Genomic DNA, 26,928 nt, shown 5'->3' with positions numbered 1-26,928 from the left:
TAGAATTTAACATTTTATATTAAACATGTACAAAATTTTATAAACACAAACTACTATTAAAATTATAAAAATAAAAATCTGGAAATCAAAATGATTGTCAAATCTAAATTATTAATATTAGGTTCTGGACCAGCAGGTTATACAGCAGCTATATATGCAGCGAGAGCTAATTTAAATCCAATTTTAATTACAGGCTTACAACCTGGAGGGCAATTAACTACAACAGATCGAATTGAAAATTGGCCAGGAAGTCCAGATAAATTAACTGGATCCACGTTAATGGATCGAATGAACATACATGCAATTAAATTTGGTACTAAAATATATTTTGACCATATTTATCAAGTCGATTTTAAACGTCAACCTTTTACTTGTTACGGAAATAAACAATATAAATCTGATGCAATTATTATTGCTACCGGAGCATCTGCACGCTATCTAGGTATTCCTTCAGAAGAGTTATATAAAGGTAAAGGAGTATCTGCATGCGCAGTATGTGATGGATTTTTTTATAAAAATCATCCGGTATCTGTAGTAGGAGGTGGAAATACAGCAATAGAAGAAGCATTATATCTGTCTAATATTGCTTCTCAAGTACATTTAATTCATCGTAGAAGTGAATTTAGAGCAGAGAAAATATTAGTAAATCGTATGTTAAAAAAAAGTTATTCAGGAAAAATTATTTTGCATACTAATTATATAGTCAAAGAAATATTAGGAGATTCTCAAAAACTAAATGCTATTCTATTAGAATCTACAGATAAAAAAAAAGAAAAAAAAATAATAGTTTCTGCAATATTTATTGCAATTGGTCATTTACCTAATACAAGCATATTTTGCAATCAAATACCATTAAAAAATAATTATATTTGTATCAGACCAATAGATAATTTACTGTATCGAACAGCAACGGCGATATCAGGTATATTTTCTGCCGGTGATGTTTCGGATTATTTATATCGACAAGCTATTACTGCAGCAGGATTTGGTTGTATGGCCGCTTTAGACGTAGAACATTACCTTAACAATTTAATTAAAGAAAATGGATAATAAAATTTTAAAATTTATCTATAAATGTTATTTTTCAATCACATATATTTTTTACTTAAAACAAATAACTAATCAACGCTATTTAAATTTATTTTAAGAATAACAATTAAATATGTATTTATCTGATATTTCAATAAAATAATCAAGTAAAATAAAAAATATGGAGAATTTATGTTAGAAAATTTTAAAAAAAATTATTTTAAAAAAAAATATCAAGATTATCATAATATTTTTAATAAAAATAACATCACATGGATATTAAGTTTATATGGAACTGCAATAGGAGCAGGAGTTTTGTTTTTACCAATTAATATCGGTATTGGAGGAATATTATATTTATTAATTTTAATAATAATTGCTTTTCCAATAACATTTTTATCGCATAGAAATTTGGCACGTCTAGTATTATTAGGAAATAAAAAAGATTCGAGTATTTCTCAGGTGATAGACGAAAATTTTGGGGGCAAAGCATCTTTGTTATTTTCTATTTTATATTTTCTTTCTATTTATCCAATATTACTCATATATAGTACGGCAATTACTAACACGGTGAATTTTTTCATAACGCATCATATAAATGGTTACGAGATACCGCGTTTTATACTTGCTTCTTTTTTAATTTTTTTATTAATGTTTATTATTTTAATAGGAGAAAAGTTTATTGTTAAATTTATGAGCATTTTAGTATTTCCATTTATTCTATCTTTATTATTTTTATCTTTTTATTTAATACAATTTTGGAATTTTTCTATTTTTCATGAATTAAAAAATTTTTTTCATCAATATAATTTTAAAATTTATCATGCAATATGGAATCTTATTCCAATAATAATATTTTCTTTTAATCATTCTCCTATTATTTCATCTTTCGTAATTAATAAAAAAAAAGAATGTCAAATATACGCTAAAAAAATATGTCCTCGAATACTATTTTATAGTCATATTTTAATGACAACTACTGTAATATTTTTTGTATGTAGCTGCATATTTAGTATCACAACAGAAGAAATGATAGAAGCTAAAAATCAAAACGTATCAATTTTATCTTATTTTTCAATACGTTTTCAAAATTCTTTTTTAAAAGATTTTGGTCCTATATTAGCAACAATAGCTATTACTAAATCATTTCTTGGACATTACATAGGAGCGAAAGAAGGACTAAATAATGTATTTGTTTTGATTTTTAAAAAATACAACAATAAAAAAAATTTTTATATAAAAAATATCACAATAAATAGTATAGTTTTTATTAGTGCATGGTTTTCGGCAGTATTTAATCCCAGTATACTTGAAATTATCGAATATGTAAGCGGACCAATTATAGCAATAATTTTATTTTTAATTCCGACATATGCAATATATACTTTGCCCAGTATGCAACAATACCGATCTGAAAAATTAATTAATTTGTTCTTATGGGTTACAGGGAGTATTGCATTCTCGTCAATAATATATCAACTTATATTTAAAATTAAAAATTGGTTTTAAAGAAAAAAAGGATTTGGTTCAAATAGTCGTTCTATATCTTTAATGAATCTTTTTTCAGTTAAAAATATAATAAAATGATCGTTTTTTTGTATAGGATTATATTTTTGTTCGGAAACAATTTTTGAATTCCTGATAATTGCACCTATAATAGTTCCAGGAGGTAATTTAATGTCGCATATTTCTCTCCCAATAATTTGAGAAGTAGTTTCATCTCCTTTTACAACTGCTTCTAATACTTCTGCTACACCATTTCTGATAACAAAGTTATTTATTACATTTGTATTTCCTAAATATTTTAAAAAAGCAGAAATAGTTGCTTCTTGCGGAGAAATAGCAATGTCAATCATGCTGCCTTGTACTAAATCCACATATGCTTTTCTTTGTATTAATGCTAGTACTTTTTTTGCACCCATTTTCTTAGCTAACATTGCAGACATAATATTCGCTTCATCATCATCTGTAATCGAAATAAATACTTCTACTTGATCAATATGTTCTTGAATTAATAATTCTTCATTAGATGCATTTCCATAGAATACTATAGTATTCTTTAATTTTTTTGCTAATTCTGCTGCTCTTCTTTGATTTTTTTCAATTAGTTTAACCTGATAATTTTTTTCTAATTTATTAGCTAACATTGCTCCAATATTTCCACCGCCTACAATCATAATGCGTTTATATGGTTTTTCTATTTTTTGAAATTCATTAGTTATTAACTTCACATTTTCTACTGTAGTAATAAAAAAAATTTCATCGCCTATTTCTATATGAGTAGAACTTTGAGGATTAATAAACGTTTTATTTCTTAAAATAGCTGCAATACGTGTTCCGGAATTTATTACGCTTTCTGGAAGCAATAAAATAATATGTTCTACTAATTCAATTGAAGCATCTGAAATTTTTAAAGAAACTAAGCTAATTTTATCAATAGAAAATATAAAAAATTGTAATGCTCCAGGATGTTCAATAAGATTAAAAATATTTTTTGCTATTATCATTTCAGGAGAAATTAAATAGTCTATTGGTATAGAAGCAGGGTTAAACAATTTCAAAGATTCTTGAATATAATCCGTAGAACGAATACGTGCAATTCGGTTTGGTGTTCTAAATAAAATATAGGCTATTTGACATGCTAAAATATTAATTTCGTCGGAATAAGTAGCAGCTATTAATACGTCTGCATCTTCTGCTTGGGCATCTTTCAAAATTGTTGGATGCGATGCATGTCCTTGAATAGTTTTTAAATCATATTTTTCTTGTAATTGTCTTAGTTTATATTCATCTGTATCTATAATAGTAATATCGTTATGCTCGCTAGATAAATTTTCTGCTAACGTTCCTCCGACTTGACCTGCACCTAAAATTATAATTTTCATAGTAATATTTATAATCTAATTTTTACATTGTATAGTGTATTTGAATTCAATATATTTATTAATTATTTTATAGTAAAAAATTTCCTGGAATAAATAATTTTCTATATGTATGCCAAGATTCTTTTATAAAATTTTTTTTCCGCCCTGATAATTGTAAAATTTGCAAAATTAATATTCCTTGACTTGTACTTATATATACTCCATGAGAATTAATTTTCAATATTTCTCCCGGAGAATGAAAGAATATATTATTTTTATCAGTTTTTGCTTTCCATATTTTTACATATGTTTGCGATATCCAAAAGTAACTTATTGGCCAAGGATTAAAAGCACGAATATTTCTTTCTAATTGTATTGCTGGAATTTTCCAGTCAATTTTTGCTTCATTTTTATTGATTTTTTTCGCATATGTTGCTAGCAAATTATTTTGCGGATATAAATGAAAATTTCCGATAGATAATTTATATAAAACTTTGATGATTGCACATTTTCCAATTTTGTATAATTTGTTTAATAAAGTTTCTGTAGTATCAAAATTTGTAATATTACATTTGCATGTATATAGTATAGGTCCTGTATCTATACCTTCGTCCATTTTAATAAATGTAATACCTGTTTTTTTGTCACCAAATTGAATTGCTCTGTGCACAGGAGAAGATCCACGCCAACGTGGTAATAAAGATCCATGTAAATTAATGCATCCTAATTTAGGCAAAGATAAAATTTTTTTTGATAATACTATTTTATATGCAATTACTAAAATTATATCGCAGTTTATTAATTTTAAAACATCTATAATATTATCTAAATCTTTTGAAGAAAATGGTTGAAATATAGGGATATTGTAATTTTTTGCTATTTTTTTTATTGGACTTTCATGTATTTGTTGTCCCCTTCCAGAAGCACGATCTGGTTGCGTTAAAATGCCAGCGACAATATGTTGAGAATGTAGTAAAATATTTAAAAATTTACTAGAAAAATAGGATGTGCCAGCGAAAATAATTTTTAAAGATTTTGATATGTGCATATTTGAAGTAACATTATTTTAAATTTGTATAGTTATGAATTAAATAGTTATTATTTTTTTATAATTTTCGAATTGAATGATCGATAAGTAATTTTCCAATTAAATGATCCATTTCGTGTTGAATACAACTAGACAATAATCCTGTAGCTTTTAAAAAAAATTTTTTTCCGTAATAATTGAAAGCTTCTATTTTCACTGTGCTAGATCGAGATACATATACGCGCATATTAGGGATAGATAAACATCCTTCTTCAAAAATTTCACTTCCGTATTTATTTAAAAATTTTGGATTAATTAACACTATCTTTTCGTTCTTTTGTTTGGATGTATCAATTACGATAATTCTTTTATGAATATCAACTTGTGTTGCTGCTAAACCGATACCTTCTTGTAAATACATTGTTTCAAACATATTATCTATAAGTGTTTGTATTTTTTTATTTATTGAAGTTACCGAAGATGCAACATTTCTTAATCTTTTATCTGGATAATGTAGTATTGATAATATAGACATAATATATATAATTTAAAAAAATAAGAGCAAAATATTTTTCTTGTACTGTATTTGTAAATTTTAGAATTTTAAACATTTGAGTAATTTTAAACAAAGTTTTTTTATTTTTTTAATTTTTAATAAACTTTGTCTAAATAAAAAATCAAACTGAATAAAAATTTTTTCTTTTTCAAACAAGATTATAGCGCATTTTTTGTTAATGTTAAATATTAAAAAAAATAGTAGTTTTTAATTATATAATTATTTATTTCGAATAAAATTTTTAGAATATCATTTCCTATATATATTAGATATTTTATTATATATCTATGATATTAATATGTATAATTCTTTTATAAAATAAATAACAAAATTTTTATAATATTATGAATACTAATAACTTTGTAGAAATTATAAGCGCACTGCATCAGAAAAAAGTTATTGCATATCCGACAGAAGCAGTGTTTGGATTAGGCTGTGATCCAGATTCATTTTCTGCAGTCAAAAAATTGTTAATTTTAAAAAAAAGAAATAAAGAAAAAGGATTTATATTAGTTGCATCTAATTTTTTTCAGTTGAAAAAATATATTAACTACAATCTAATTAGTAAAAATATATTAAAAAAAATTTTTTTAACTTGGCCTGGATTTATAACATGGTTAATGCCTCCAAAAAATACTATTTCTCCATGGTTAATCGGGGAAAATAGCATGTTAGCAGTTCGGGTGAGTGCTTTTTTTCCGATTATAAAAATTTGTAATATGTTTGGAAAACCACTAATTTCTACTAGTGCAAACTTATCTGGAAAAATTCCAGCAAAAACTTCAAACGAAGTATATAAACAATTCGGGGAAAATATAAAAATTTTAGATTATCCTATTGGACTTTATCAAAATCCTTCTGAAATAAGAAATATATTTAATAATCGTGTTATTCGTAAAGGATAAAAAAATGTCATTAAATAATGTTTTTGCTCTATTTGGAAATCCTGTGGAACATAGTTGTTCCCCAGAAATACATCAGGAATTTCAAAAATTTACTGGACTTAAATATAAATATCGAAAACATTTAGTCAAAAAATATACTTTTGAAAAAAAAGTAAAAGATTTTTTTAATTCCGGAGGTTTAGGAGCAAACATTACTACACCTTTTAAAAAACGTAGTTTTTTTTTATGTGATCAAATTACAAAACGTGCTTTTATGTCAAAATCAATAAATACAATTAAAAAGCAACCTAATGGCTTGTTGTTAGGAGATGATACAGACGGTATTGGATTAATATATGATTTAAATAGATTAAACATAATAAAAAAAAATAGCAAATTGTTGTTGATCGGTTCAGGAAATGCAGCTGCTAGTTCGGTAAATTATTTGTTAAATTTTGGTTGTAATCTTACAATGACAAATCGTACAATTTCCAAAGCATTTAAAATTGCTCAATTATATCAATCTTATAAACATCAGATAAAAGTATTACCCATGAAAGATATAACAAAAGAAAATTATAATCTAATTATTAATGCAACTTCTTGCGGAATATATAATCAAGCACCTAATATTAATTATGACATAATTAATGAAAATGTTTTTTGTTATGATATGTTTTATAAAAAAAATAAAAAGACACAATTTCTTGTACATTGTAAAGAAAAAGGTGCTAAAAATTGTTTTGATGGGTTTGGTATGTTAATTGCACAAGCGGCCCATACATTTTTATTATGGCACGGAATGTTTCCCTATATAGATAAAATTTATGAAAGATTTATGAAAAAAATTACAGTTAATTGATATATCATGTTTTTGATTATCTATATAAAACATTGATTTTATTAAAATTTGGAGAAATATTTCGTTAATCAAATTTATATATTATAATATTAATAAATAATAAATATCATTTTTAAAAAAATGTTAGCCATTTTTCGCATGTTAGTATTATTAATAATTTGTATTTTAATTTGCATAATAGGATCAATTTATTGTGCACTATATAAACCATGCAATTCATGTCATGCATATAAATTTGGTAGAATTTTTGGACATCTTTATTGTATATTTGGAATTAAAGTTATTATACGTTATCCAAAAAATATAAATTTTCCAAAAAATTGCGTATATATAGCTAATCATCAAAATAATTTTGATATGATAACAGTATCTCGAGTAATAAAAAAAAATACTATTACGATAGGAAAAAAAAGTTTAATATGGATTCCTTTTTTTGGTATTTTATATTGGATATCAGGTAATTTATTGATAGATAGAAAAAATAAAATTAGTTCTTTAAAATCATTAAAAAAAGTTACTTCTATTTTAAAAGATCAAAAAACATCAATTTGGATGTTTCCAGAAGGCACTCGAAGTAGAGGAAAAGGATTATTACCATTTAAATCAGGAGCATTCCATATCGCGTTACATGCTCAAGTTCCTATTGTTCCAATTTGCGTTTCAGATACATCTCAAATAAAAATAAACAAGTATAATAACGGCATAGTAATAATTGAAGTTTTATCTCCAATTAATATAAAAAAATATCGCATTAATCAGGCAAGACAGTTGTCTCAAGATTGTTATGATTTAGTTCAAAAAAAAATCAGCATTCTTAATGAAGAAATATTAAAATTTAATCATTTTAAATAAATTTATGTAAGAATTGTTTAACAAAAAATATTTTCTATAATTTTCTGATACGTTGTGTGATAGAATATCAGTTTAAATTTAAATTAATTAAAAATAAATTTTCATTTTTAAATGAACATGTCTATATCATCTAAATATATTAATCACAGATCATCTTATTCAAGTTACAATGTCAGAATGCCTCCACATTCTTTAGAAGCAGAGCAATCTATTATAGGTAGTCTAATGTTAAATAATGATTACTGGGATGAAATATCAGATAAAATTAATTGTAATGATTTTTTTAATAAATCACATCAATTAATTTTTCAAGAAATGCATGAATTATGCGATATCGGAAAACCAATTGATTTAATTACTGTTTCAGAATCTCTTGAACAAAAAGGTAAACTTAAATTAGTTGGAGGATTTGCATATTTAGCAGAACTGTCAAAAAATATTCCTAGTACTACAAATATCTTTATTTATTCAGAAATTGTTCGCGAACGAGCCATAATTAGACAAATTATACATGTCGCACAAGAAATTTTTGACGCAGGCTACAATCCTAAAGGACGTAGTAGCTCAGATTTATTAGATTTAGCAGAATCACGCGTATTTCAAATAGCAGAAAATCAAAATAGAAAAAATGAAGGACCTAAAAACATTGAATCAGTTTTAACTAATACAGTAGAAAAAATAGAAAAATTATATCAAGAACCAAAAAACGAAATTATTGGAATTTCTAGTGGATATCAAGATTTAGATAAAAAAACTTCTGGATTACAAAAGTCAGATTTAATTATTATTGCGGCACGACCTTCAATGGGAAAAACAACTTTTGCTATTAATTTATGCGAATATGCTGCAATAAACGAAAGTAAACCAGTTTTAATTTTTAGTTTAGAAATGTCAGGCGAACAAATTATGATGCGTATACTGTCATCTTTATCAAGAGTAGATCAAAGTCGATTGAGAACCGGTAAATTAACAAAAGAAGATTGGGAACGTATATCAAATACCGTAGAAACATTATTAAAAAAGAAAAATATCTATATTGATGATTCTTCTAAACTAACAATAACAGAAATTCGATCCAGGTCAAGACGAATTTTTCGTGAACATTCAGGATTAAGTTTGATTATGATTGACTACTTGCAACTTATGCACGCTCCTACAATATTTAATAATAGAACATTGGAAATTGCAGAAATCTCAAGATCTTTAAAAGCGCTAGCAAAAGAACTTCAAGTTCCCGTGATTGCATTGTCACAACTTAATCGAAGTTTAGAACAACGATCTGATAAAAGACCAATTAATTCAGATTTAAGAGAATCCGGATCGATTGAACAAGATGCAGACGTAATTATGTTTATTTATCGAGATGAAGTATATAATGAAAATAATGAAACAAAAGGAGTAGCAGAAATTATTTTAGGTAAACAACGTAATGGTCCGATAGGCACAATTCGTTTAACTTTTAATGGGAAATGGTCTAGATTTGATAACTATTCACATAATTATTACGAATAATAATATTTAGATAATATCTATTATTTAAATTATAAAAAATAAATATTAATTCTTCGGAGAACTAATGACTAGTAGAGGTATAAACAAAGTAATTTTAATTGGATATTTAGGGCAAAATCCAGATATACGTTATATACCCAACGGCAATGCTGTTGCGAACATAACACTTGCTACATCTGAAAATTGGCGCGATAAAAATACTGGAGAAATTAAAGAAAAAACTGAATGGCATAGAATAGTTTTATTTGGTAAATTAGCTGAGATAGCAGGAGAATATTTACGAAAAGGTTCTCAAGTATATATCGAAGGAAGTTTACAAACGAGAAAATGGCAAGATCAAAACGGTCAAGATAAATATATTACAGAGATTGTTGTAGGAATTAATGGTTCTATGCAAATGCTTGGAACAAAACAAATATCTGAAACAGATGTCACTTCTAACAAAGTATCGTGGCATGATCAAAAAAATAAATCCAATATAAATCGAAAAGAAGATAAATTAGACCATGATGATGAAAAAAAATTAAATAAAAAAAATATGAATATTAGTTTTGACGATGATATTCCATTTTAAACTTTATTAAAAATTTTTGTCGAATTTTAAAATTTTTTTTATTACAGTTAATTTTTGTAAACAGGAAATTTTTTACATAGCCGTATTACTTGACCTTTAATTTTATTTTTTATATTTTGATTATCAACGTCATCTAATATATCACACATCCATTCTGCTAAAATTTTAACATGATTTTCATTTAAACCGCGACGCGTTACAGCTGGTGTACCAATTCGAATGCCCGAGGTTATAGAAGGTCCTAAAGGATCATTTGGTATAGAATTTTTATTAACAGTAATGTTGGATTGTTCTAAAATTTTTTCTGCCGATTTTCCTGTGATATTACGATTTAATAAATCTACTATAAATAAATGATTTTTAGTACCTCCCGAAATTATTTTAAATTTACGCGATAAAAACACTTTTACCATGGCTTTAGAATTTTTTACAATTTGTTTTTGATATTTTTTGAAATTTGGAGACATAGCTTCTTTAAATGCTAGCGCTTTTGCTGCAATAATATGCATTAAAGGCCCACCTTGTGATCCGGGAAAAACTGCAGAATCTAATTTTTTATACAGTTGAGTATCACCTTCTTTAGATAAAATTAATCCTCCTCTAGGACCTGCTAGAGTTTTATGTGTTGTAGACGTCACTACATGTGCATATGGAATAGCATCGGGATATATCCCAGCAATAATTAATCCAGAAACGTGTGCAATATCAGCAAATAAATATGCTCCAATTTGATCTGATATTTTTCGCATTTTTTTCCAATCAACAAATCCTGAATATGAAGAAAATCCTCCTACGATCATTTTAGGATTATGTAATTTTGATAGATCAGATAATTTTTGATAATCAATTTTTCCTAAATTATTCACTCCGTATGACACAAAATTATATATTTTTCCAGAAAAATTTGCAGAAGATCCGTGCGTTAAATGTCCTCCATGTTTTAAATCCATGCCCAAAACTGTATCGCCTGGCTTTAACAAAGCGGAATAAACAGCAAAATTAGCTTGAGATCCTGAATGTGGTTGAACATTTGCATAATCTGCGCCAAATAATGATTTAGCCCTTTTAATTGCTAAATTTTCAATTTTATCTATATAAGAACAACCTCCATAATACCTGTTTTTTGGATAACCTTCTGCATATTTATTAGTTAATAGTGATCCTTGAAGATCCATCACATATTTACTAACATAATTTTCAGATGCAATAAGTTCGATATGTTCTTCTTGTCTTTTATTTTCTTGATGAATGTATTTCCATAATTCAAAATCATATTTTTTAAGATCACAATAATCTATACACATTTTATATTACCAAAAAATTTAAAATATAAACTTTTATTTGAAATAATAAATTAATTAGAAATAAAAACTTAATAAAAAAATTATAAATAAATTAAATACATAATCAGTATTCTATTAATAATTAGAAATTTTACATATATACGTTGTTGTTATTCGATTACTTTTATTCCTTGATGTCCAGATATAATAGCAATGTCAGCAGCGCGACGAGCAAATAATCCTACTGTTACAACTCCAGGTATATTATTAATTTCTTCTTCTAAAGAAAGAGCATTAAAAATCGTTAAATTGTATACGTCTAATAAAATATTACCATTTTCTGTAATTATATTTTTTCTATATTTTGGAATTCCTCCTAAATCCATTATTCTTTTAGATACTATTGTTCTTGCCATTGGTATTACTTCGATTGGAAGCGGTACACCTCCTAAAACAGATACAATTTTACTGCTATCGACAATACAGATAAATTTTTTTGCTGCAGAAGCAATAATTTTTTCTCTTGTTAACGCAGCTCCTTTTCCTTTGATCATATATTTTTTAGAATTTATTTCATCTGCACCATCTATATAAATATCTAGCACATCTACTTCATTTAAATCTAACAAAGGAACATCTAAATTTTTTAATTTGCAAGAAGACATTTCAGAACTAGAAACTGCGCCTTTAATATAATTTTTTACTGAACTTAAAGCATCAATAAAATATGCCGCAGTAGATCCGCTACCTACTCCGACTACATTTCCAGGTTGAATGTATTCTAATGCAGCCCATCCTGCTTTTTTTTTTAATTTATTTATTATCACAGTATTGTATACTAAATGTTTCTCATAAGTATTGAAATTATTTAAAATATAATAAAGCATTATAAAATATTTTAATATCTGTTACTTCAAAATAAGAAATTTTTAATTATTTATTGATAATAATTAATTTTTACATACATTTTAGATTTTTAATCTAAAAAAATATTTGTACGACTAAGTATTTTAGAAAAATTTTAAAAAAATAAATAAAATTTTAGTATTAATACTACACTTATTTTTTATTATTTAATCAATAAAAAATACGTCATAAACAACATTCATCGTGTTTATATTATATAGATTATAGATCTATAACAAATATTTACGTTTTTGATAAAAAAATACAAAATTAAATTCTTAAAAAACCTAAAATTAATTTTTATATACTATATCAGTAAAAAATAAAGTAATATATTTTTTTAATAGACAATATTCATTTATCTTAAAAATTATTATAAATTATTATAGTATGAAAATATCACCTATTTTTTTAGATACTTGAATTTTATTGATCTCTGTCATATGATATATCAAAATTTAATTTATCCGGAGGTTTTATGATTGCAAGTAAGTTCGGTATAGGACAACAAGTGCGACATAAATTGCTTGGATACTTAGGAGTAGTAATCGATGTAGATCCAGAGTATTCTTTAGAAAAGCCGTCTTTAGAAGAGATTTCTGCAGATGATAGTTTACGCACATCACCTTGGTACTATGTTGTCATGGAAGATGAAGATGGCAAGCCAGTGCATACTTATCTGGCAGAAGCACAATTAGGATACGAAATATTCCCTGTGCATCCGGAACAACCAAAATTGGATGAATTATCAGCATCTATTAAAAAACAATTAAAAACTCCAAGATTAAGAAATTAATTCAAAGATTATTTTTGGTTTTTTTTTGCATAAAAATATTTAATATTAAATGTACTTTTAAAGTAAATGTTATAAAATATTTAAAATGTTTTACAATACAGAAATTTTATTATATTTAAAACTTTTTAAGTAACACTTAAAATGAAAGTTAACTTCAAAAAATTGATAAAATTTAAAAATTGTTTTTTATTTTATTATCTTCCTAAATAGTAATCCCAATCTTTCCAAATTATAGACAACCCTTTCTTTATAAGAACATCAGCCACCTCTTTAGGGGAACGATGGTCTTGTGGAGAAAATTGTTCCAGTTCTGTTTTTGATGTTACATAGCCTCCAGGTTGTGTTTTAGATCCAGCACTAATATTGTTAATTAAAATTGGAGCAACATGATCGCGGAACTTTTCTGATTCTCTAGTAGATAAAGAAATTTCTATTTCTGGAAATAATATACGAAATGCACACATAGCTTGTAATAGTTCTCGATCAGTCATAATAGAACATGGTTGAATGCCATTCAAACATGGTCGTAATCTTAAAATAGATATTGAATAATTTGATTTCCAATATATCGTTCTTAAATAGTAAATATGACATGCTAAAAAATAACAATCTACACGCCAATTATTTGATAAACCAACAAGTATACCAAGACCTATTTTTTCCATATTAGTTTGAGCTAATCTTTCTGGAGTTTGTAATCTCCAAAAAAAATTTTGTTTTTTTCCACGTATGTGATGTTGACTATATGATTTTATATTATATGTTTCTTGATATATTATAACGCCGTCTAAACCTAAATTTTTTAATACTGAATAATTTTGTTCAGATAAAGGTTGAACTTCCATTAAAATAGAGCTAAATTTCTTACGAATTAATAAAATAATTTTTGAAAAATAATCAATTCCAGCTATTTTTTCGTGTTCTCCGCTTACTAATAATATATGACTAATATTATTTTGAAGAATATTATTACATTCTTGTAGCACTTCATTTTCATTTAAAACTTTTCTACGTATTTTATTTTTCATAGAAAAACCACAATAAGTACAATCATTCGCACAAAAATTAGAAAGATATAATGGTGCAAAAAAACGAATAGTTTTTCCAAAACGTATATGAGTTAAATTTTGAGCAATTTGAGATAATTCTTCTAAATATGGTTCGGCCGCTTTTGATAAGAGAGGTATAATATCATTCAGATAAAAAATTTTTTTTGATAGTGTTTTTTGAACATTATAATCTTTGCATATAGAAATTTCATGTGCGATTTTATTCCATTGAATCGTTTCCCAAATTTTTTGAAAACTTTGCATATTTTTCTCTAATTATTAAGAAATTTAGTCAATGGACTGCTTTTGACAGAAAATAAGTTTTTTTTAGCAAATCCAGATTTTTTTGCCATTTCTGCTGCTTGTACAGCAGTTTTAAAACATTTTGCCATTCTTATCGGATCATTTGCTGTGGCAATAGCAGTATTTACTAGCACTGCATCTGCTCCCATTTCTATTGCTTCCATCGCATGACTAGGTTGTCCAATTCCTGCATCGATAATAATTGGAATGTGAATTTGTTCAATAATAATATTTAAAAAATAACGACTTACTAATCCTTGATTACTGCCAATTGGAGCACCAAGAGGCATAACTGCGCTACATCCTACTTCTTCAAGTCTATGACATAAAACTGGATCTGGACTGCAATATGGTAATACTACAAATCCTGATTTAACTAATTTTTCAGATGCATATAATGTTTCTATAGGATCAGGTAATAAATATTTTTTTTCCGGATGAATTTCTAATTTAATCCAATTTGTGTGTAATGCTTCTCTGGCTAAGTTAGCGGCAATTATTGCTTCTTTAGCGTTATTTGCACCAGACGTATTCGGTAATAATTTTACTTTAGATTTATTTAATGCATTTAAAAATTCATCTGTTTTGTTATTTAAATCCATTCTACGTATAGATAGTGTTACTAATTCGCTTTCAGATGCATATATTGATTGCAACATTTTTTCATTAGAAGAAAATTTACCTGTTCCAAGAAATAATCTAGATTTAAATATAGTATTGTTTATTTTTAACATTTATCCTCCAGCTATAGCTTGGAACAAAACAACATTATCATAATTTTTAATTTTAAAAATTGACCATTTTTCTTTCGGTATAACAACATCATTTACTGCAATTGCTAATCCGAATGTTTCTTTTTGATAAATAGAAACTAGCTCTAAAAGTGTAGTTGTGTTATTTATTTCTGTTTTGATGTTATTTAGTATAATTTTCATATTTATTTAAACTTACTGTTTCATACAAACAGTACAATGTTTATTTTTTGTTAATTTTAATGTTGTTAATTGCAACGTTTTGCCGTTAAACATTTTTATTTTTTCACGCTTGTCATGTATTCCAATAATAAATTTAATTGCTTCTAATGCTTGCAAGATTCCCATTAATCCTGCTACTGGTCCTAAAACCCCGTATTCTTGGCAATTTTGTCGTATTTCAGTTTTATCTGTAAATAAACAAGAATAGCATCCATTTTTTCATGGTGGCCAAATTGATAATAGTTGACCTTTGAATCCTATAGCACTAGCGCTAATTAACGGTTTATTTTCACTTACACATATAGAATTTATAATTTGTCGAGTATACATTGTATCTGTACAGTCTAAAATTAAATCTGAATAATTTATATATTTGTGTATATTTTTCTTATTTAATTTTTTTTTTATTGCAAAATATTTAGTAGATTGATTGTGATTGAATAATTTATGTTTAGCAACATTAGCTTTACTTTTTTTTATATCATATGTGGAATATAATATTTGTCTATGCAAATTAGAAATTTCTATCAAATCATAATCCGCTAACAATAAAGTACCAATCCCTGCAGATGCTAAATAAATAGATGCAGAAGATCCTATTCCTCCTAAACCTATTATTAAAATCTTGGAGCATTCTAATTTTTTTTGTCCAGATATTCCTATTTCTTTTAAAAGAATTTGACGGCTATATCGTAAAAAGTTTATGTTACTTATATCATTCATTTTTTATTTTCATTAAATTTTTAATATTTAATATTTTTTATAAAACAGATCTTATTTTTTTTTGTATTCTAGAAATAGTATTTTTCCAATTTTTTGAATTTTTAATTGCACTAATCATAGAAACGCCATCTACGTTACAGCTTAAAACTTCATCTATTTCTTTTAATCCTATGCCTCCTATAGCAACTTTTTGACAATTATATTTTTTTTTGCATAATTCTTTTAGTTTTTGTATACCTTGTGGTTGTGAATGCATAATTTTTGTAGTAGTGTGAAAAATATGACCAAATGCAATATATGATGGATTCCACGATAATGCATGTTTTATTTCAATGTCATTATGAGTAGATAATCCTAGGTATAATCCAGAATCATAAATTTTTTTTCTATTAGCATTTTGCATATCTTCTTGTCCTAAATGTATACCGTGTGCCTGATGTTTAATTGCTAATTCCCAATAATCATTAATAATTATATAAGCTTTATACTTTTTTCCTAACATTACTGATTTTTTAATATTTTCATCAAGTTTAATTTCACTCATATTTTTAATTCTTAATTGTATTATTTTAATTCCAGTAGATAAAATTTTTATTAACCATTCTATAGAATCTACGATAGGATATAATCCAATTTTTTTTGAAAATTTTGGAAAAAAAATTTGATTAATTTTCATTTTTTGTATTTTTTTGTTTATTCAAGTATATTTGATTTTTATTTTTACGAAATTTTTTTGACATTTCATGCATACCTTGATTAATTTGATGATTTTTAGAGAAATTACGTACTTCTTGAGAAATTTTCATTGAACAAAATTTTGGTCCACACATTGAACAAAAATGCACTTTTTTCCCCGATGGATTGGGTAAAGTTTCATCATGAAACATTCGGGCGGTTTTTGGATCAATCGAAAGATTAAATTGATCTTCCCATCTAAATTCAAAACGAGCTTTTGACATAGCATTATCTCGTATTTGAGCCCCTAAATGTCCTTTTGCAATATCTGCAGCATGAGCAGCAATTTTATAAGCGATTAAACCTTGTTTAACATCGTTTTTATTGGGTAAACCTAAATGTTCTTTAGGTGTTACATAGCATAACATTGCACATCCATACCATCCAATTAATGCAGCTCCAATTCCAGAAGTGAAATGATCATATCCCGGAGCAATATCAGTAGTTAGAGGCCCTAAAGTATAAAAAGGTGCTTCATGACAATGTTTTAATTGCTCTGTCATATTCCTTTTAATTTTATTTATAGGAACATGTCCTGGTCCTTCTATCATAACTTGCACATGATATTTCCAAGCAATTTTTGTTAATTCTCCTAAAGTATATAATTCACAAAATTGTGCTTTATCATTTGCATCATAAATAGAACCAGGTCGTAAGCCATCTCCAAGAGATAAAGAAATATCATAAGTTGCACAAATTTTGCAAATGTTTTCAAAATTTTCATATAAAAAATTTTCTTTATGATGAGATAAGCACCATTTCGCCATAATTGAACCACCACGAGATACAATACCAGTAATACGTTTTGATGTCATTGGAATATATTTTAATAATAATCCTGCATGTATGGTAAAATAATCTACGCCTTGTATGGCTTGTTCTAACAATGTTTTTTCAAATATTTCCCAATTAAGATCCTCAATAACACCTTTTACTTTTTCTAAAGCTTGATAAATAGGAACTGTTCCTATTGGAACAGGACTATTTCTTAAAATCCATTCTCTTGTTTCGTGAATGTGACGTCCTGTTGATAAATCCATTACGGTATCTGCTCCCCATTGAATTGACCATATAAGTTTTTGCACTTCTTCTTCAATGGAAGAACTAATTGATGAATTTCCAATATTAGCATTAATTTTTACAAAAAAATTTCGACCAATAATCATTGGTTCAGATTCAGGATGATTGATATTAGATGGGATAATTGCTCGTCCAGATGCTACTTCTTGACGCACAAATTCTGGCGTAATTGTATTGTTTATTTTTTGTGTATATGATGTATGTTGATTATCAACATTAATTTCTTGACGATTTAGATTTTCTCTTATAGCAATAAATTCCATTTCTTCTGTAATAATTCCAGATTTTGCATAGTATAGCTGTGTAATATTTTTTTTATTTTTTGCACGATAGTAAAAATTAAATTTATTAAAATTGTGATCAATTTGAAAATTATTTTCGTATTTGTTTTGGTTACATTCAGGAATACGTTCTATATCGTTTCTATCTAAAATCCATTTATTACGTAATAATTTTAATCCAGAATTTATATCTATAGGTATTTGAGGATCTCCATAAGGACCGGATGTATCATATATTAATACAGGAGAATTATTTTCATAATGTACTTTATTATTTTCATCAATTATTTCTGTGGGACTTAATTTGACAGAACGCATTGGGACTTTTACAGATTGACATTTATTTGTTAAATAGATACGATGAGAATTAGGATATAAATTTCTGGAAAAATTATTTATAAATTTTTTCGCATCTATTTTGGATTGTTTTCGTATAGACATTGATAAAGAAGACATAATACTTTCCTTGTAAATTTTTTAATTATTTAGAATCTTATTAACTTGAATCAAAATAAAAAAATTGCATTATATTTTTTATTTTTTTAATTTTTATAAATTAAAATAAGCTGAATAATATTTTTATTATAAACTAAATGAGTATTGTATAATTTATATATTGCCACTAAATTTTTTTTTTGCAAGAAAAATTAAAAATTATTTATTTTTTTTATACATCTACTAAATATGTACAAAATTTAATTATTTTTTTTACAAAATAAAAAATACGAATACGGAATTTATCATGCAAATTTTCAAAAATGATTGTTATTTAAAAGCAGCATTTCGAAAAAAAGTCAATAAAACACCAATTTGGATTATGCGTCAGTCCGGTAGATATTTGCCTGAATATCAAAATATTAAAAAGAAAGCCGGAGATTTTTTATCTTTATGTTTAAACGTGGAATTAGCTAGTCAAGCAACATTATTGCCAATAAATCTTTTTTCTTTAGATGCAGCTATTTTATTTTCAGACATTTTAATTGTACCATACGCTATGGGAATGAATCTAACTTTTTTAAATGATTTTGGTCCTTGTTTTCTCAATCCTATTAAATCACGTTTTGATATGGAGAAATTAATTGTTCCACATCCTGAAGAACATATGAATTATGTTTTAAAAATTATTAAAATAGTATGTCATGAAATTTCTTACAAAATTCCATTAATCGGATTTTCCGGCAGTCCTTGGACTTTAGCATGCTATATGATAGAAGGAAACGCAAAAAAAAATTTTTCCAAAATAAAAAAAATGTTATATGAAAATCCTAAAGATTTACATTTTTTACTAAAAAAACTTACAGATTCTGTGATTTTATATTTAAATGCACAAATTAACGCCGGAGTTAGTGCTATTGTAATTTTTGATACTTGGGGTGGAATATTAAATCGAAAAAAATACAAAAAGTTTTCCTTATTTTATATCCAAAAAATAATAAAACAATTATCTCTTATAAAAAATGAATATAAAATCCCTGTAACAGTTTTTACAAAAAATGCTAATGCTTGGCTAAAAGACATTGTTTCATCTGGATGTGACGTTATTGCTTTAGATTGGAGTGTTGATATTCAAAAAGCTCTTAAAAAAGTTGGAAAATATGTTGCTTTACAAGGAAATATGGATCCTCATGTTTTATACGCTGAAGAAAATTATATTCAAAAAGAAACTGATTTAATTTTATCTCGATTTGGATTTAGAGAAGGTCATATATTTAGTCTTGGACACGGTATATTGCCAGATACTGATCCAAAAAAAGTAAAATTTTTAGTTGATTCTGTGCATCAATTATCTCAAAAATATCATCAAAAAATATATTAATATATAATTGTTTTTTATGAATATTATATTTTTAATAAAATATTAAAATAATAATTCAAATATTATATTTATAATATAATACATAAAATTTATATTAATATTCTCTGTTAAACAGTAAGAAAAATTTCTTTAAAAATAATTTATGATAAGCTATGTTATTTGCGAACATCATTAAAATTTAATATTAAATAAAAAATAATTTTTAATATTGATCACTAAAAAATACAAAAAGTAAATGATTTAAAAAATTATATTTAATAAATATTAAATTTAATAATAAACTTATATCTATTGAATAAAAATTAAAAATTTATTTTATTATTAAATTCTAATGTTTATTTAATCGCAAAACATAAAGGTAATACTATAATGAATAAAACACAACTAATTGATGTTATTGCTAATAAAACTGATTTACCTAAAATTAAAGCAAAAGCTGCTTTAGAATCCACTTTAGAAGCTATTATCACATCTTTAAAAGCAGGTAATGCGGTACAGTTAATTGGCTTTGGTACTTTTAAAATTCATAGAAGAAATGCTAGAATAGGTAGAAATCCACAAACGGGAAAAGAAATAAAAATTGCAGCTGCAAATGTTCCTATGTTTGTTTCTGGAAAAACATTAAAAGAAGCAGTGAAATAAATACAATTGCATAAAAGTATAACGACTCTTCTTTTAACAAAGAAGAGTCGTATTAAGTAGTTGTATTTTGAAAATTTTTATATCTTTTTATCTGAAGTACAATAAAATTTTTCGCGATGACCAATATCTTTTCTAAAAAATTTACCGTTCCAATGAACTAATTTTGCAATACCATTTGTGATTTCTTGTAAATTTTCAATAGAATTTCCTAAAGATGTAACGCATAGCACTCTACCACCATTTGTAATAATTTGTTTTTGATTGATTTTAGTAGCGCAGTGGAATATTTTCGATTCGCTTGTCGTATTTTGAGAAAATAATCCAGAAATATTTAATCCAATAGGATATGATTCAGGATAATTAGAAGTAGCTAATATTAATCCCATAGAATATCGATAATCTAATTCAACGCTTTGTGTATCTAAATTTCCAAAAATAGCAGATAAGATATGTGACAAAAAATCAGATTTCATTCTAAACAAAATTGTTTGAGCCTCTGGATCTCCAAATCGACAGTTAAATTCAATAACATATGGTTGAAAATTTTTATCAATTAATATACCTACATATAATATTCCAGTATAAATAAGATTTTCCTTAATCATCCCTGAAATTGTAGGATATATAATATTTTGCATAATTTTATGATATATCTTATATGTTACTAATGATACTGGAGAATAAGCTCCCATTCCACCTGTATTATTTCCGATATCTCCTGATCCAACACGCTTATGATCTTGAGATATAGCGAGTGGCATAATACTAGTTTTATTAATAATTAAAGTGAAGCTAATTTCTTCTCCGTATAACATTTCTTCTATCAATATTGAAGATTCTGAAATATTAAAAATTTTATTAATCAAAACATCTTCAATAAATTTTTCTGCCTCTTCTACATTGTACGCTATTTTGACACCTTTGCCAAAGGATAAACCGTCAGCTTTAATTACTATTGGAAATTTTTTCTTTTTTACATATTGTATAGCAGAATCTTTATTATAAAATATTTTATATTTTGCGCTAGGAATATTATATTTTTTTAAAAATTTTTTAGCAAAAACTTTAGAAGTTTCTAATTGTGCAGCAAATTTGGTAGGTCCAAAAATTAATAGATTTTCGGACATAAAAGCATCTACGATGCCATAATATAAAGGCTCTTCTGGTCCAACTATAGTAAATAAGATTCTTTTCTCTTTTGCAAAAGATATTAATTTTTGAATATCAACTGAAGCAATGTTTATATTTCGTAATTTAGGTTCTAAGAATGTTCCTCCGTTTCCAGGTGCTACATATATCTTTTTTACTTCTGAAGATTGTGCAATTTTCCACGATATTGCGTGCTCTCTTCCTCCACTACCTATAACAAGTATTTTCATACAATTTCCAATTATTTAATGACGAAAACATCTCACATTAGTAAAAATCATTGACATATTATGTTCATTAGCAGCTGCAATAATTTTTAAATCGTGTATAGAACCTCCTGGTTGAATAATACAAGAAATTCCTAATTTTGCAGCAAAATCAACTGTATCTCTGAATGGGAAAAATCCATCTGAAGCCATAATAGCTTGATGCAAATCAAATTTTTGTTCTTGGGCTTTATAAAAAGCTACTTTAGCTGCGAATATTCTACTAGATTGACCTGATCCAATACCTAAAGTTTGTTGATTTTTACCATAAATAATAGCATTAGATTTTACAAATTTAATAATTTTCCATAAAAATAAGGCGTTTTGAACTTCTAACGTGCTAGGAATTTTGTTTGTTACAACATTTAAATTATTTTTTTTTAAATTACAGTTGTCATATTCCTGTACTAATAGACCACAGTGAACTCTTTTAAATTCTAAAGAAAATTTTTCGACAAAATATCCGCATTCTAAAACACGTATATTTTTATAAGCTTTTAATACAGTTAAGGCATTTTTTTCTATAACTGGCGCAATAATTAATTCTGAAAATTGATGTTTTGTAATTATTCTAGCTGTTTGAATGTCTAAAGGTTTATTAAAAGCAATAATTCCTCCAAACGAAGAAGACGGGTCTGACGAATATGCTATGCTGTAAGCATTAACAAGATTATTTGATATAGCTACACTGCATGGAACGGCATGTTTAACAATCACACAAGCAATTTCTTCAAAACTCATTACACATGCAATAGCTATATCGGCATCAATAATATTATTATATGATAATTTTTTTCCTTGTTTTTGATTGGCATAAGATACCGTTCCAGGATATACTTGTGTATCTGTGTAAAATGCCGATTTTTGGTGCTGATTTTCTCCGTATCTCATATCTTCCTTTTTAAGGAATATTGAAGAAATTAAATATGGAAAATTATTGTTTTTTAAATGAATTTGATTTTTATTTATTTTCGTATATTGTTCGTTAAAATAATTAAAAATTTTTTTATCATAGTTGTAAGTGTAAGAAAATGCTATAATCGCCAAATAGAATCTAGTCTGAACGCTAGTTGATCCAGAAAATCTATGCATCTCTTCAATTATCATAGGATATTGTTTGTGATCAACTAAAACAGTTACACATCGATAATTTTTTGCTGCAGATCTTGCTAAAGCGAGCCCTCCAATGTCAATATATTCCAAAATGTCTGTAATCTTATAATTTTTTTCAATTGCTTCAGAAAATGGATAAAAATTAGTTACTACCATATCTATTTTAAAATAATTACGATCAGAGCAATTAATTTGATCGCTATCATTGCTTAAAATACCTGCATGTATTTTAGGATGTAGTGTTTTTATTTTTCCGTTCAATATTTCTGGATAATCAATATATTCAGAAACTGAAATTACTGAAATACCATGTTTTGATAAATATTTTGCGGTGCCGCTTGTAGCAACTAATTTTATGTTATATTTAACAAGATTTTGTGCTAATAATAAAATTCCAGTTTTATTTGAAACACTTAAAAGTGCACATTGAACATTACGTAGTGATAATTTCATAAATAAACTTTATGTTGAAGTAATTACGCACTATAATTACATCATTAATTTTCAAAAATAGCAAAATTAATTCAATAAAATTTTTAATGCATAAAAATTTCAAACGAATATTTATAATTTATCAATTACGATCATTTAAAATTTTTTTAAAAATAAAATAATGAAAAATTTTTAATATTTAATTGCAGTAAATTAAAATTTATAGTATAAAAAAATTTAAATACTAATTCGATTTCGCATAAAAAATATCTAATATGCCTGCAAACTATTATTTATTTAAGGCGAACTTATATTTCTTATGAATTGTATTTAAATAAATTAAAAATTTAATTTGGAGAAAATAAATAAAAATTTTTAATACTTTTTTTATTAACGTTATTGCAAAAAAAATAATTCCTGTTTTTTCTGAAATCGAATTAATAAATACATGGCAAAAATTAGCGCATAAGTACCCTATTTTGTTTCTTGGATCCGGGAGCAATGTGTTATTTTTAGAAAAATACTATCAAGGTATAATCATATTAAATAGAATCCGAGGTTTTAAAATTATTGAAAACATATCTTCATGGAACATACATGTATGCGCAGGAGAAGTATGGAATAATATTGTTACTATGTGCTTAAAAAGAAAAATACCAGGACTTGAAAATTTAGCTTTAATTCCAGGTTATGTCGGAGCTGCTCCAATTCAAAACATTGGAGCATACGGAATGGAACTTTCTCAGATATGTACGTACGTAGATATATTATTGTTAGAAACAGGAAAAAAAATTCGATTACATGTTAAAGATTGTAGTTTTGGATATAGATCAAGTATATTTAATACCAAATATTTTTATAACTACTCAATAGTTGCGATCGGATTACAGCTAAAAAAAAAATGGAAAGCTTGTTTAAATTATTCTGGATTATCTTATCTAAGGAAACAATTAGTAACTCCCCGTCAAATATATAAAATTGTTTGTTGGCTTAGACAAAAAAAAATTCCTAATCCTAAACATTTTGGAAACGCTGGTAGTTTCTTTAAAAATCCTGTAATTTCTATCCAAAAAACAAAAGATATATTAAATAAATATCCTCATGCACCTTGTTTTAATTTTATTCATAATAAATTTAAGTTTTCAGCGGGGTGGATGATTGATAGTTGCGGATTAAAAGGATTTCGTCTTGGTAGAGCTGCGGTGCATCATAAGCAGGCAGCAATTATTATAAATACCGGATTTGCTACTGGATATGAAATTTTAAATTTAGCGCATTATATTTTTCTTAAAGTCAAAAATAAATTTTTTATCCTACTAGAGTCAGAAGTACAATTTATATCAAAACAAGGAAAGATTGATTCGTCAAAAATCATAACATGATCGATTATAATATTTTTTCAAAAATAGTGAATACTATTTCTGATGCAAAATTACATCAAATAAATGAATTAATTGAAGAAAACTTGATAAATTCTAATAATATATATTTATACTTAAATGCTATGTATCAATACGGAATTGATATAAGTTTTAAACAAAGTAAATATTGTTATCTAAAAAAACCTATTTGTTTATTAAATAAAATGTATATTTACAAAAATTTCCCAAAAAATAAAATTTTTATATTTAATATAATTTGTTCTACCAATCAATATCTTGCACAAAATATGTCTATATTAAACTCAGGAGATATATGTTTAGCAGAATATCAAACGCACGGAAAAGGAACACGAGGAAAAAAATGGTTTGCTTCTTTTGGTAATAATATATGTCTTTCAATGTATTGGAACATAAAAACATCATTGATAAATCTTTCTCAATTAAGTGTAAAAATTAGTCAAATTGTTGCAAAAATATTAATTAATTTTGGAATACCAAAAATTCGTATAAAATTTCCAAACGATATTTTTATTGAAGATAAGAAATTTGCTGGAATTTTGATAGAAACATTTAATAAAAAAAAATGTTCAGTAGATATCATAATTGGTATTGGAATTAACATAATTATGAGTAATATTTATTCTAAGCTAATAAATATTACTTGGACTGATTTAAGCAGATTAAAGATTGCAATTGATCGTAATGTGTTGATTGTGCATATTGTTTCCGCTTTGCATGATCAATTAAAAAAAATTCAAAATAAATACAGTATTTTTGATGAAATTTAAAATTTTATAAAAAAATTCAATGTTATTCAAATTAAAAAAATTTTCTAATTTTTTTAATTTTTTTTAAAAACTAACTAAATAAAACATATTATAAAAATTTAAAAATCAATTAAAATTTTAATTTTTTATAAATAATTTTTGAAGTTGTATGATTATTATTTTTTTTTAATATTAGATTAGCGTATTTTTTTAAAGGTAATATATTTTTTATTAAATTACATTTGTTTATACAACTCCAGATTTGATTGGCTTTTTCTATTGTTTTTTCTTCGGAAATTTTTAAGTAACGTGAAAAATATGAATATGAATATAATGCTGATTTTTTTCGAAAATTTAAAAAACGATTAATATACCAGTTTTTAATATAACTTTCTTTTGCGTCGATATATATATTAAAATCTATTAAATCAGATAAAACAATATTTTTAAAATATAAGTAATTTTCTTTTTTAATTTTATATAAAAAATTTAATCCTTCTAAAATTAATATATGTGTTTTCAAGAGTAGTTTTTTTTTTGGTACTATATCGTATGCTATATGAGAATAATGTGGAATTAAATGATATAACTTATTATTTTTTTTAATGCTTATTAAAAAATTTGCTAATTTTTTAATATCGTAAGATTCTGGAAATCCTTTTTTTTTCATCAATCCCATTTTATTTAAAACTTGATTACAATACAAAAATATGTCTGTTTTAACTACTTCTACCGTAATATTTTTTGAATATTTAATTAAATTTGATTTTAAAATATAAGCTATAGTGCTTTTACCAGAAGCTACGCTACCATAAATAGATACAACATAAGGCGGCATATTATTTAAAGTACAATTGTAATTATCTATTTTTAATTTTTTAGTTTTTAGCAAAAAATTATTATAAATAATATTTGCCAAATCTAGATATGTTTCTTGCTTAGTTTTCATATATATGTAATATAAGTGTATTCAATATGTAAATAATATCAAAATTAACTTGAAAAGCTGAATAGTATAATGCGATTAATCGTGATAATTTTTAAGTTAAATTTATGTCAAACATGAAAAAC

At 25.5% G+C, this 26,928-nt stretch carries 25 protein-coding genes and 1 pseudogene; 12 read left to right on the top strand and 14 right to left on the bottom strand.

All coding sequences use genetic code 11. The features are described from left to right. The first annotated feature begins 90 nt into the window (after positions 1-90). Together trxB and WIGMOR_RS01330 are read left to right on the top strand one after the other, a co-directional pair. The gene (gene trxB, locus WIGMOR_RS01335; RefSeq protein ID WP_014354046.1) at positions 91-1,050 is read left to right on the top strand and encodes a thioredoxin-disulfide reductase; all 960 of its coding nucleotides are present in this window, start codon (positions 91-93) and stop codon (positions 1,048-1,050) included. A gap of 171 nt (positions 1,051-1,221) precedes the next feature. Then, entirely contained in the window at positions 1,222-2,538 is a 1,317-nt protein-coding gene (locus WIGMOR_RS01330; RefSeq protein WP_014354045.1) for an amino acid permease, read from the top strand. On the opposite strand, the gene trkA is transcribed toward WIGMOR_RS01330, so the two are convergent. The 3 genes from trkA to def all read right to left on the bottom strand — a co-directional run bounded on the left by trkA (position 2,535) and on the right by def (position 5,455). Further along, positions 2,535-3,914 (bottom strand): Trk system potassium transporter TrkA, encoded by a 1,380-nt coding sequence (trkA, locus tag WIGMOR_RS01325; RefSeq protein ID WP_014354044.1) that lies wholly within the window; start codon positions 3,912-3,914, stop codon positions 2,535-2,537. The two genes, WIGMOR_RS01330 and trkA, sit on opposite strands and share 4 nt — an antisense overlap. Positions 3,915-3,981: 67 nt before the next feature. Then, positions 3,982-4,941: a methionyl-tRNA formyltransferase gene (gene fmt, locus WIGMOR_RS01320; RefSeq protein WP_014354043.1), complete on the bottom strand. Its 960-nt coding sequence runs from the start codon at positions 4,939-4,941 to the stop codon at positions 3,982-3,984. A gap of 58 nt (positions 4,942-4,999) precedes the next feature. Continuing rightward, entirely contained in the window at positions 5,000-5,455 is a 456-nt protein-coding gene (gene def / locus WIGMOR_RS01315; protein ID WP_014354042.1) for a peptide deformylase, read from the bottom strand. 365 nt (positions 5,456-5,820) lie between these two features. Here def and WIGMOR_RS01310 point away from each other — a divergent pair, with 365 nt between their 5' ends. The 5 genes from WIGMOR_RS01310 to ssb all read left to right on the top strand — a co-directional run bounded on the left by WIGMOR_RS01310 (position 5,821) and on the right by ssb (position 10,160). Further along, positions 5,821-6,381 (top strand): Sua5/YciO/YrdC/YwlC family protein, encoded by a 561-nt coding sequence (locus WIGMOR_RS01310; RefSeq protein ID WP_014354041.1) that lies wholly within the window; start codon positions 5,821-5,823, stop codon positions 6,379-6,381. Positions 6,382-6,385: 4 nt separating this feature from the next. After that, entirely contained in the window at positions 6,386-7,222 is an 837-nt protein-coding gene (aroE, locus tag WIGMOR_RS01305; protein ID WP_041944109.1) for a shikimate dehydrogenase, read from the top strand. 120 nt (positions 7,223-7,342) lie between these two features. Beyond that, the gene (locus WIGMOR_RS01300) at positions 7,343-8,074 is read left to right on the top strand and encodes a 1-acylglycerol-3-phosphate O-acyltransferase (RefSeq protein ID WP_014354039.1); all 732 of its coding nucleotides are present in this window, start codon (positions 7,343-7,345) and stop codon (positions 8,072-8,074) included. 117 nt (positions 8,075-8,191) lie between these two features. Next, positions 8,192-9,586 carry a replicative DNA helicase gene (dnaB, locus tag WIGMOR_RS01295; RefSeq protein ID WP_014354038.1) on the top strand — a complete coding sequence of 465 codons (1,395 nt, stop codon included), beginning with the start codon at positions 8,192-8,194 and terminating at the stop codon, positions 9,584-9,586. Positions 9,587-9,650: 64 nt separating this feature from the next. After that, on the top strand, positions 9,651-10,160 hold the full coding sequence (ssb, locus tag WIGMOR_RS01290) for a single-stranded DNA-binding protein (RefSeq protein ID WP_014354037.1): 510 nt from the start codon (positions 9,651-9,653) through the stop codon (positions 10,158-10,160). A 47-nt stretch (positions 10,161-10,207) separates the two neighbouring features. Here the strand turns inward: ssb and glyA are convergent, their stop codons facing one another. Both glyA and rpiA read right to left on the bottom strand, forming a co-directional pair. Then, complete coding sequence (gene glyA, locus WIGMOR_RS01285; RefSeq protein WP_014354036.1) at positions 10,208-11,464, bottom strand: serine hydroxymethyltransferase; 1,257 nt, start codon at positions 11,462-11,464, stop codon at positions 10,208-10,210. 149 nt (positions 11,465-11,613) lie between these two features. Further along, the gene (gene rpiA / locus WIGMOR_RS01280; protein ID WP_014354035.1) at positions 11,614-12,270 is read right to left on the bottom strand and encodes a ribose-5-phosphate isomerase RpiA; all 657 of its coding nucleotides are present in this window, start codon (positions 12,268-12,270) and stop codon (positions 11,614-11,616) included. Between the two features lie 557 nt (positions 12,271-12,827). On the opposite strand from rpiA, the gene hspQ reads away from it, so the two are divergent. Continuing rightward, the gene (hspQ, locus tag WIGMOR_RS01275; protein ID WP_014354034.1) at positions 12,828-13,145 is read left to right on the top strand and encodes a heat shock protein HspQ; all 318 of its coding nucleotides are present in this window, start codon (positions 12,828-12,830) and stop codon (positions 13,143-13,145) included. Positions 13,146-13,339: 194 nt separating this feature from the next. On the opposite strand, the gene thiH is transcribed toward hspQ, so the two are convergent. From thiH to thiC, 6 genes and pseudogenes are all read right to left on the bottom strand, one after another. Further along, positions 13,340-14,458 carry a 2-iminoacetate synthase ThiH gene (thiH, locus tag WIGMOR_RS01270; RefSeq protein ID WP_014354033.1) on the bottom strand — a complete coding sequence of 373 codons (1,119 nt, stop codon included), beginning with the start codon at positions 14,456-14,458 and terminating at the stop codon, positions 13,340-13,342. Positions 14,459-14,466: 8 nt separating this feature from the next. After that, positions 14,467-15,231, bottom strand: a complete 765-nt coding sequence (locus WIGMOR_RS01265) for a thiazole synthase (protein WP_014354032.1) — start codon at positions 15,229-15,231, stop codon at positions 14,467-14,469. Continuing rightward, a complete protein-coding gene (thiS, locus tag WIGMOR_RS01260; RefSeq protein ID WP_014354031.1) occupies positions 15,232-15,432 on the bottom strand; it encodes a sulfur carrier protein ThiS in 201 nt (66 codons plus the stop codon). Between the two features lie 12 nt (positions 15,433-15,444). Further along, positions 15,445-16,194 (bottom strand): annotated as a pseudogene (locus WIGMOR_RS01255) (HesA/MoeB/ThiF family protein). 37 nt (positions 16,195-16,231) lie between these two features. Next, the gene (gene thiE, locus WIGMOR_RS01250; protein ID WP_014354030.1) at positions 16,232-16,870 is read right to left on the bottom strand and encodes a thiamine phosphate synthase; all 639 of its coding nucleotides are present in this window, start codon (positions 16,868-16,870) and stop codon (positions 16,232-16,234) included. Beyond that, positions 16,860-18,746, bottom strand: a complete 1,887-nt coding sequence (gene thiC, locus WIGMOR_RS01245) for a phosphomethylpyrimidine synthase ThiC (protein ID WP_041944108.1) — start codon at positions 18,744-18,746, stop codon at positions 16,860-16,862. The genes thiE and thiC overlap by 11 nt, the downstream gene beginning before the upstream one ends. Before the next feature lie 286 nt (positions 18,747-19,032). On the opposite strand from thiC, the gene hemE reads away from it, so the two are divergent. After that, the gene (gene hemE / locus WIGMOR_RS01240; protein ID WP_014354028.1) at positions 19,033-20,106 is read left to right on the top strand and encodes a uroporphyrinogen decarboxylase; all 1,074 of its coding nucleotides are present in this window, start codon (positions 19,033-19,035) and stop codon (positions 20,104-20,106) included. 342 nt (positions 20,107-20,448) lie between these two features. Next, positions 20,449-20,748 (top strand): HU family DNA-binding protein, encoded by a 300-nt coding sequence (locus tag WIGMOR_RS01235; protein WP_269077129.1) that lies wholly within the window; start codon positions 20,449-20,451, stop codon positions 20,746-20,748. 77 nt (positions 20,749-20,825) lie between these two features. On the opposite strand, the gene purD is transcribed toward WIGMOR_RS01235, so the two are convergent. Continuing rightward, on the bottom strand, positions 20,826-22,127 hold the full coding sequence (gene purD / locus WIGMOR_RS01230; protein WP_014354026.1) for a phosphoribosylamine--glycine ligase: 1,302 nt from the start codon (positions 22,125-22,127) through the stop codon (positions 20,826-20,828). A 15-nt stretch (positions 22,128-22,142) separates the two neighbouring features. Then, the gene (purH, locus tag WIGMOR_RS01225) at positions 22,143-23,729 is read right to left on the bottom strand and encodes a bifunctional phosphoribosylaminoimidazolecarboxamide formyltransferase/IMP cyclohydrolase (protein WP_014354025.1); all 1,587 of its coding nucleotides are present in this window, start codon (positions 23,727-23,729) and stop codon (positions 22,143-22,145) included. Positions 23,730-24,073: 344 nt separating this feature from the next. Between purH and murB the strand changes: the two genes are divergently transcribed. Both murB and WIGMOR_RS01215 read left to right on the top strand, forming a co-directional pair. Continuing rightward, positions 24,074-25,090 (top strand): UDP-N-acetylmuramate dehydrogenase, encoded by a 1,017-nt coding sequence (gene murB, locus WIGMOR_RS01220; protein ID WP_041944107.1) that lies wholly within the window; start codon positions 24,074-24,076, stop codon positions 25,088-25,090. Further along, entirely contained in the window at positions 25,087-25,878 is a 792-nt protein-coding gene (locus WIGMOR_RS01215; protein WP_014354023.1) for a biotin--[acetyl-CoA-carboxylase] ligase, read from the top strand. The genes murB and WIGMOR_RS01215 overlap by 4 nt, the downstream gene beginning before the upstream one ends. 109 nt (positions 25,879-25,987) lie before the next feature. On the opposite strand, the gene coaA is transcribed toward WIGMOR_RS01215, so the two are convergent. Beyond that, positions 25,988-26,806, bottom strand: a complete 819-nt coding sequence (gene coaA / locus WIGMOR_RS01210; protein ID WP_014354022.1) for a type I pantothenate kinase — start codon at positions 26,804-26,806, stop codon at positions 25,988-25,990. Between the last annotated feature and the right edge of the window lie 122 nt (positions 26,807-26,928).

Origin of the sequence: Wigglesworthia glossinidia endosymbiont of Glossina morsitans morsitans (Yale colony) (assembly GCF_000247565.1) — a bacterium.
Classification (GTDB): Bacteria; Pseudomonadota; Gammaproteobacteria; order Enterobacterales; family Enterobacteriaceae; genus Wigglesworthia; species Wigglesworthia glossinidia_B.
The sequence above is the reverse complement of the archived record's forward strand: the minus strand, read 5'-3'. Positions and strand labels throughout refer to the sequence as shown.

Bases quoted from the DNA above. Each gene is read 5' to 3' on its own strand.
- hspQ (WP_014354034.1), top strand. From the start codon at position 12,828: ATGATTGCAAGTAAGTTCGGTATAGGACAACAAGTGCGACATAAATTG.
- purH (WP_014354025.1), bottom strand. From the start codon at position 23,729: ATGAAATTATCACTACGTAATGTTCAATGTGCACTTTTAAGTGTTTCA.
- trxB (WP_014354046.1), top strand. From the start codon at position 91: ATGATTGTCAAATCTAAATTATTAATATTAGGTTCTGGACCAGCAGGT.
- thiC (WP_041944108.1), bottom strand. From the start codon at position 18,746: ATGTCTTCTTTATCAATGTCTATACGAAAACAATCCAAAATAGATGCG.
- coaA (WP_014354022.1), bottom strand. From the start codon at position 26,806: ATGAAAACTAAGCAAGAAACATATCTAGATTTGGCAAATATTATTTAT.
- purD (WP_014354026.1), bottom strand. From the start codon at position 22,127: ATGAAAATACTTGTTATAGGTAGTGGAGGAAGAGAGCACGCAATATCG.
- ssb (WP_014354037.1), top strand. From the start codon at position 9,651: ATGACTAGTAGAGGTATAAACAAAGTAATTTTAATTGGATATTTAGGG.
- thiE (WP_014354030.1), bottom strand. From the start codon at position 16,870: ATGAAAATTAATCAAATTTTTTTTCCAAAATTTTCAAAAAAAATTGGA.
- hemE (WP_014354028.1), top strand. From the start codon at position 19,033: ATGCAAATTTTCAAAAATGATTGTTATTTAAAAGCAGCATTTCGAAAA.
- WIGMOR_RS01300 (WP_014354039.1), top strand. From the start codon at position 7,343: ATGTTAGCCATTTTTCGCATGTTAGTATTATTAATAATTTGTATTTTA.
- aroE (WP_041944109.1), top strand. From the start codon at position 6,386: ATGTCATTAAATAATGTTTTTGCTCTATTTGGAAATCCTGTGGAACAT.
- dnaB (WP_014354038.1), top strand. From the start codon at position 8,192: ATGTCTATATCATCTAAATATATTAATCACAGATCATCTTATTCAAGT.
- thiS (WP_014354031.1), bottom strand. From the start codon at position 15,432: ATGAAAATTATACTAAATAACATCAAAACAGAAATAAATAACACAACT.
- glyA (WP_014354036.1), bottom strand. From the start codon at position 11,464: ATGTGTATAGATTATTGTGATCTTAAAAAATATGATTTTGAATTATGG.
- WIGMOR_RS01330 (WP_014354045.1), top strand. From the start codon at position 1,222: ATGTTAGAAAATTTTAAAAAAAATTATTTTAAAAAAAAATATCAAGAT.
- WIGMOR_RS01215 (WP_014354023.1), top strand. From the start codon at position 25,087: ATGATCGATTATAATATTTTTTCAAAAATAGTGAATACTATTTCTGAT.
- def (WP_014354042.1), bottom strand. From the start codon at position 5,455: ATGTCTATATTATCAATACTACATTATCCAGATAAAAGATTAAGAAAT.
- WIGMOR_RS01310 (WP_014354041.1), top strand. From the start codon at position 5,821: ATGAATACTAATAACTTTGTAGAAATTATAAGCGCACTGCATCAGAAA.
- fmt (WP_014354043.1), bottom strand. From the start codon at position 4,941: ATGCACATATCAAAATCTTTAAAAATTATTTTCGCTGGCACATCCTAT.
- trkA (WP_014354044.1), bottom strand. From the start codon at position 3,914: ATGAAAATTATAATTTTAGGTGCAGGTCAAGTCGGAGGAACGTTAGCA.
- WIGMOR_RS01265 (WP_014354032.1), bottom strand. From the start codon at position 15,231: ATGTTAAAAATAAACAATACTATATTTAAATCTAGATTATTTCTTGGA.
- thiH (WP_014354033.1), bottom strand. From the start codon at position 14,458: ATGCAAAGTTTTCAAAAAATTTGGGAAACGATTCAATGGAATAAAATC.